The 4,560-nt window shown below is 46.0% G+C and carries 4 protein-coding genes; all 4 read left to right on the top strand.

Annotated elements, in window-relative coordinates; genetic code table 11:
* Positions 1 to 815 (top strand): hypothetical protein (locus NW211_RS13590; protein WP_258328238.1); only part of this gene is annotated, 815 nt, incomplete at its 5' end.
* Positions 816 to 820: 5 nt separating this feature from the next.
* Entirely contained in the window at positions 821 to 1,519 is a 699-nt protein-coding gene (locus NW211_RS13585) for a prokaryotic E2 ligase family D protein (protein ID WP_057327229.1), read from the top strand.
* The gene (locus tag NW211_RS13580) at positions 1,516 to 2,304 is read left to right on the top strand and encodes a PRTRC system ThiF family protein (protein ID WP_202192078.1); all 789 of its coding nucleotides are present in this window, start codon (positions 1,516 to 1,518) and stop codon (positions 2,302 to 2,304) included. The genes NW211_RS13585 and NW211_RS13580 overlap by 4 nt, the downstream gene beginning before the upstream one ends.
* A gap of 228 nt (positions 2,305 to 2,532) precedes the next feature.
* On the top strand, positions 2,533 to 4,560 hold a 2,028-nt coding region (locus NW211_RS13575), incomplete at its 3' end, for an ATP-binding protein (RefSeq protein WP_258328237.1).

Genomic DNA, 4,560 nt, shown 5'->3' with positions numbered 1-4,560 from the left:
CGGAGCATACACCCGGCCGAACTATCGGTGAAGGTATTGTCAATCTCTACAATGAGATGAACGACCTCGTAAATAAAAGCGGCATGTATCTCAACCTTGAAGATGACAATGGCTGTCTATACTTCAATGTGTGGAACACACATACTTGGGGTGAGTACACACTGTACTACTTCCCTGTAAAGTTCGTGGAGGAACTGAATCCCACACTCAGACGCATTGTCATCACATTCTATCATAATTTTATGAAAGAGAACGGTATAACCACTATCAACGATGAGGATGATATGGACTGGGCTATGGATATGCTGACTGAAGGCTGCTATGAGGATGAAGATGCCAAAGAGAGGCGAGCGAGGGGAAAGCTCGTGAAATCATACAAGGATGGCAGAGCATATAAACTCCTCGACAGGGTGTGGCGAAAGTCCTACTACAAGAACCTGCCGAAAGCCATAGAAGAATATGAGTGTAAGAATGGCTTTGAACAAGGTCTTATCGAACTGCTGAGAAGAGGACTTGAGTTCATAAAGACGGATAAAGCCATCATGTACTATGGCTATGACCCGTTCTATGACGAGGAGCCCGATTATCTGCCGATGACACTCGAACAGCAGATAAGAGTTGTCTATGACAGCGATGATATAATGACGGAACACCTTATCGACTTCTATAATTCCTCCCGTCAGGAGTCATACGATATTATTCCTGCATCAACCTTTGCCGTCTCTCCAAAGACCGACAAGGTTTTTACACTTGAAGATACCTATCCTGAAAGGTTTTTCAAGTGGGCAGATGATTTTATTCACTACATACGATAATCACTATGGATACAAACAAACTTACCAAGCAGATAAATACGATGCTGCACCCACGTGCGGCATTGATAGCATACTCCACAGATGGAGGAGATACATACTTCCTTGAAGTAAGGAGCATAGATAATGAGGGAGCCATGAGCGAAGGCCGTCCCGTAACGGTGGACTTCATCAACGAACTTATCAAGGGATATTCCGAGAGGCACAGCAGCACACCGCATGGTCGCATCCCGACAAATATGCTATGGAGTGATACCCGCAAGGGCTACGAGAAATATGTCTGGTATAACCCGCCACAAAAGCGTATGATGTTCTTCAAGGAGTCGCTACATATTGAGAATGCCGAGTACAACCTGCCAGGTGTCATCTATGAGGTGCGGGATGAGCGTATGAACATCTACGCATACATAGACAAGGAACTGAAGCCCGAAACGGAACTCTACGCTGCTCCGTTCTTCAATGTCACAGGGTCAAGCGTCTGTCTCGGCTCGGCAAAGATTGACAAGCCGACAGAGATTACCTACGACAAATTACTTGAGTACTGGGAGAAGAAGTTCTGGCTTACAGAGTTCTCACACCTCGGAGGTAACGGAAATCCCACAAAGAGCAACCTTGTACTGGTAACAAAGGCAGCAAAAGATGCTCCCTTCAACATTGAAGAGTTAAAGCCTCTAAAGAATTTGAAACTTAAAGATATACTACGATGAAAAGAGTACATTATACCGACAGCTATCTGCTCGTACCACAACACCCCGTAACGGTAAACCTTATAGGTGGTGGCGGTACAGGTTCGCAAGTATTGACAAACCTTGCACGATTGGATGTAACACTTCGTGCCCTCGGACATCCGGGACTATTCGTAACGCTATACGATCCCGATATTGTAACTGAAGCCAACATAGGACGACAACTATTCGGGTATTCCGACTTGGGGCTGAATAAGGCGAATTGCCTGATAACACGCATCAACAACTTCTTCGGGAATGACTGGAAGGCAGTGCCGGCACTCTATCCCTCCAATATGAAAGATGTACGACAGGAACATCTTGCCAATATAACCATAACCTGTACGGACAATATAAAGTCGAGAATAGACCTCTGGAATGTACTCAAAGCATTGCCACAGTACAATTATACAAACTATCAGACACCTCTGTATTGGCTTGACTTCGGCAACACGCAAACATCGGGACAGGTCGTATTGGGTAGTATCCCGAAAAAGATAAAGCAACCCACTTCTCAAATTTACCAGACCGTACCGTCATTAAAGGTCATCACAAAGTTGGTAAAGTATGCCCGAATCAAGGAAGATGACTCCGGTCCGAGCTGTTCACTTGCCGAGGCATTGGAGAAACAGGACCTGTTCATCAACTCCACATTAGCTCAGCTCGGCTGCAATATCCTCTGGAAGATGTTCCGACACGGTATGATAGAGCATCACGGACTCTATCTAAACCTTGCGACAATGAAGGTCAATCCGATAATGGTATAATCAATAGTAGCTGTCATATTCACACAAATATGATGGCTTTTTTTATGCTATTGCCCACTTTTATAACAATATAGCCAACATTTTTAGCGTTTTATCTTACATCACAGCCTTGAATAGCTATTAAAAAATGATAAAGTCACCTTAATTTTTGCTTTATCGGTAATTTTGCGCTCCAAGGCATATATGATAAACTGTTCGGACTAACCCGAGCCTTAAATATAGGACGCAATGAAGATTCAAAGAAAGTTAGCCTTAGGCTATACTATTATTGTCGCCCTAATTGGTGGTATCGTATATACGTACCTGCACGAGTGGCGACAGATGAACATATTGGAGCGTGAAGTGAAAGAGATTCACCGGCTCCGACAAAATGTACATGAAGCATACGTGCATATGCTTGACCTCACGATGTTCGGTGAGACGATCCTCGAATGGGAGGAGGCAGACACCGCACTCTACCGTACCAAACGCTTGGAGGTCGACAGCATTCTCTGCGAGTTCAAGAACTACTATTCGGGTGAGCGGATAGATAGTCTGCGGCATCTGATGGCAGAGAAAGAAATCCAACTATTCAATATCTCCCAGTTGTTTGAGCGACAGGTGGAACTTGGCGAAGAACTTGCCGAGCGTGTTCCCGTCATTGCTTATGAGAGTACACAGGAGCCACCTAAGAAGAAAGGTGGTTTCTTGGGACTCTTCAAGAAAAAGGAGAAGACTCCGCCTCAATCCACAACTTCCACGAAACTCTACACCCTCAATCGTGATGTCATCAGGAAACAGTCCGAGCAGAGCAGGCAATTATCCGAAACGGCAGATAGTCTGGCACAGCGTAATCTCAACATCAACCAACGTCTGAAGAGTCTAATTGCTGCAATGGATGAGCGTGTCACGACAGACCTGCAAGAGCGTGAGCAACAGATCATTGAGACCCGTGAACGGACAAAAGTATGGTTGGGAGGTATAACAGCCTTCATCTTCCTTGCTCTGCTGCTCTCATACATCGTAATTATGCGTGACTACGGGCGTAAAGAGCGTGGTCGCCGCAAATTGGAGGCAAGCAACCGCAAAAATGCCGAGTTGCTTGAAATGCGTAACAAGATCATCATGACCATATCGCACGATATTCGTGGCCCGCTCAACGGTATCAGCGGTAACGCAGAGCTGGCTATGGATATGAGGGACAAGAAGAGACGCAACCACAAGCTCAGGAACATTACCATCCTATGCAAGCATGTCCTGCACCTTGTAAATAACCTCCTTGATGTCTATCGTCTGGATGAAGCCAAGGAGACTCCGAATCCCGTCCCGTTCCACCTGTCCGAGTCGTTGGAGAGAATTGCCGATAGTGTATCACACATGATAAAGGAGAAAGGTCTGCAATTCAAACATCGCTACACCAATACAAATGTTACAGTAAAGGGCGATAGGGACAAAATGGGGCGTATAATCAACAATCTCATTACCAATGCCGTCAAATTCACATCCGAGGGAAATGTATGTTTCAAGGCTTCGTATGAGAATGGTTGGCTGACAATGAAGGTAAGCGATACGGGAGTCGGTATCTCCGAAGATATGATGAAACGCATATATGTACCATTCGAGCGTGCTACAAATGAGAATAATGCCGATGGCTACGGTCTTGGTCTGCCTATCACCAAAGGTCTTGTCACTCTGCTTGGTGGAACGATTGAGGTGGAGAGCAAGCAAGGTGCAGGAACGATCTTCACTGTTAAATTGCCTCTGCCCGTAACCGATGAGAGTGTGGAAGAGGAAACGGTAATGGCTGATATCTCGCATCACCTGCCTGGTTGCGTAATCGCCATTGACGATGATGCTTTGCAGTTGGAGGTAGTCAAGGAGATGCTGGAGCGTAACGGGGTCTCGTGCAAGACCTGCATCAATGCCAAAGAACTCTTTGAGGAGATAAGAAATAAGGACTACGACCTTGTGCTGACCGACATTCAGATGCCCGACACCAATGGTTACAGAGTCTTGGAATTGTTGCGTAAATCACGCATAAGTAATTCCCGAACCGTACCGGTGGTGGCGATGACCGCCAGAGAGGATGGCGACAGACAGGCTCTGCTGGATGCTGGCTTTGACGGTTGTATCTTCAAGCCGTTCTCCATGGTAGACCTGCTGCAACACCTCGCCTCCGTAATCAAGGAGAGGGAACAGAACGAAAGTGCTGATTTCTCCGGACTGCTTGCTGAGGTTACAGACAAAAGGAAGGTATTGAGATTACTGCAGGAGAGC

This window comes from Barnesiella sp. ET7, from assembly GCF_024733785.1.
Lineage (GTDB): Bacteria > Bacteroidota > Bacteroidia > Bacteroidales > Barnesiellaceae > Barnesiella > Barnesiella merdigallinarum.
The sequence above is the reverse complement of the archived record's forward strand: the minus strand, read 5'-3'. Positions and strand labels throughout refer to the sequence as shown.

Bases quoted from the DNA above. Each gene is read 5' to 3' on its own strand.
- NW211_RS13585 (WP_057327229.1), top strand. From the start codon at position 821: ATGGATACAAACAAACTTACCAAGCAGATAAATACGATGCTGCACCCA.
- NW211_RS13580 (WP_202192078.1), top strand. From the start codon at position 1,516: ATGAAAAGAGTACATTATACCGACAGCTATCTGCTCGTACCACAACAC.